Genomic DNA, 1983 nt, shown 5'->3' on the forward strand with positions numbered 1-1983 from the left:
ATTTCAGATTGACCTGTGAGGGCCGGCAGCAAGACTGCCAACCCTGGACACAGATGCCATTGAATTAGCACTGAACCATTGTGGGAGCGAGCCTGCTCGCGAAGGCGTAGTGTCAGGCGAAATCGATGCTGAATGACACACTGCTTTCGCGAGCAGGCTCGCTCCCACAGGGGGGGGTGGAGTGTTCAGGGATTGGGTATTTCAGATTGACCTGTGAGGGCCGGCAGCAAGACTGCCAACCCTGGACACAGATCCGGTGGGCCTGATGTATTCATCCGGCCCGGAGGGTCTCAGGCGTCGGGCGCCTGGTCTTTCGGTGCTTCAACATCATCTTCTGTCGCGACGTCACCGTCAGGGTTCAGTGTCGCGTCTTCAGCCATCGCTTTCTTGCGCTGAAGCTTTTCCTCTTTCTTCTGCTCCTTGGCCAAGTCACGCTGACGTTTGGCGAAGGAATAATTGGGTTTAGCCATGGGCGATCCTCTGGGGTCGAAGGTGAGGTTGAGCGGCGCGTATTCTGCCCTGTATCGGTGCCGAGTCGTTAGTCGGGTTTTTGCTCGACCCACTTGGGCGGTACGGTCGGTTGCCAGCTATCGAGGGCATCGAGCAGCGTCTGTGGCGATTCGCTCACCTGCAGCATGTCACGGTGCGCCCCGCGAACGAAGCCTTCGCCGACGATGTGATCGAGAAAACCGGTGAGTTTGCTGTAGAAACCGTTCACTTCCAGCAACCCCAGCGGTTTGCCGTGGTAGCCCAATTGGCCCCAGGTCCAGACTTCGAACAATTCTTCCAGTGTGCCCAGGCCGCCGGGCAGGGCGATAAAGGCGTCGCTGAGTTCAGCCATCCGCGCCTTGCGCGCATGCATGCCGTCGACCACTTCCAGGCGGGTCAGGCCGCTGTGGCCGATTTCCTTGTCCTTGAGGCTTTGCGGGATGATGCCGATCACTTCGCCACCGGCCGCCAGCGCGGCGTCGGCCACGATGCCCATCAGGCCCACGGCACCGCCGCCATAGACCAGGGTCAGCTTGCGTTCGGCCAATGCCTGGCCGAGCGCCACAGCGGCTTCACGATAAGCCGGGTTGGTGCCGGTGCTGGCACCACAAAATACACATACGGATGCTAAAGACATGCCTTACTCCATGGTCGAACAGTGCCACAGAGTAAAGGCAGGCGCGCAGCGCACCAAGGGCTAAACTTCCCGCTTGGGCGTTTCGTAAGTACCGCTGGCGCCACAGGCGTAGGCGGCGAGCAAGCTGCACAACAGGCTATTGAGGGACATGTCGGACGCTCCGGTCAGTGATGATGGCTTGATCATAAGCCCGGGCCAGACGCCTGGCTGGTAGATTGTCTCGATCGGTGCCATAGCCCAAAAGTTGTATACAATTTTTGATTCAGGTCATATGAACTTGCGAAGTTTTCAGGCAGTCTTCTGTTCATTCGCATTTTCCAATAACCCTGCCTTGGAGATTCACCATGTTTGCCAAACTTGTTGCGGTATCCCTGTTGACGCTGGCCAGCAGCCAATTGATGGCTGCGGAGTGCAAAGTCACCGTTGACTCCACAGACCAAATGTCCTTCAACACCAAGGCCATTGAAATCGACAAGAGCTGCAAGACATTCACCGTGGAACTGACCCACTCCGGCAGCTTGCCGAAAAACGTCATGGGTCATAACTGGGTGCTGAGCAAAGAAGCTGACATGCAGCCGATCGCCACCGACGGCCTGAGCGCCGGTATCGACAAGAGCTATCTGAAAGAAGGCGATGCCCGCGTTATCGCTCATACCAAGATCATCGGCGCCAAGGAAACCGATTCGGTGACCTTCGACGTGTCCAAGCTCGATGCCAATGAGAAATATGGTTTCTTCTGCTCGTTCCCGGGCCACATTTCGATGATGAAGGGGACTGTGACCCTGAAGTAAGTCGACACACCGCGTTATCGTTCTTCGCGAGCAGGCTCGCTCCCACAGGTTTAGCACCGTCAATGT

At 57.2% G+C, this 1983-nt stretch carries 3 protein-coding genes; 1 reads left to right on the plus strand and 2 read right to left on the minus strand.

Going from position 1 to position 1983, the window contains the following annotated elements; genetic code table 11:
• Positions 1–290: 290 nt before the first annotated feature.
• Both ACW9HW_RS29920 and ACW9HW_RS29925 read right to left on the minus strand, forming a co-directional pair.
• Complete coding sequence (locus tag ACW9HW_RS29920) at positions 291–470, minus strand: hypothetical protein (RefSeq protein WP_095192115.1); 180 nt, start codon at positions 468–470, stop codon at positions 291–293.
• A 68-nt stretch (positions 471–538) separates the two neighbouring features.
• On the minus strand, positions 539–1126 hold the full coding sequence (locus ACW9HW_RS29925) for an LOG family protein (RefSeq protein ID WP_095192114.1): 588 nt from the start codon (positions 1124–1126) through the stop codon (positions 539–541).
• 344 nt (positions 1127–1470) lie between these two features.
• On the opposite strand from ACW9HW_RS29925, the gene azu reads away from it, so the two are divergent.
• The gene (gene azu / locus ACW9HW_RS29930; protein WP_095192113.1) at positions 1471–1917 is read left to right on the plus strand and encodes an azurin; all 447 of its coding nucleotides are present in this window, start codon (positions 1471–1473) and stop codon (positions 1915–1917) included.
• Positions 1918–1983: the final 66 nt, after the last annotated feature.

Source organism: Pseudomonas sp. SDO5532_S415 (assembly GCF_054071155.1).

Excerpts from the sequence above, each read along its gene's own strand:
- ACW9HW_RS29925 (WP_095192114.1), bottom strand. The coding sequence starts at position 1,126 with ATGTCTTTAGCATCCGTATGTGTATTTTGTGGTGCCAGCACCGGCACC.
- ACW9HW_RS29920 (WP_095192115.1), bottom strand. The coding sequence starts at position 470 with ATGGCTAAACCCAATTATTCCTTCGCCAAACGTCAGCGTGACTTGGCC.
- azu (WP_095192113.1), top strand. The coding sequence starts at position 1,471 with ATGTTTGCCAAACTTGTTGCGGTATCCCTGTTGACGCTGGCCAGCAGC.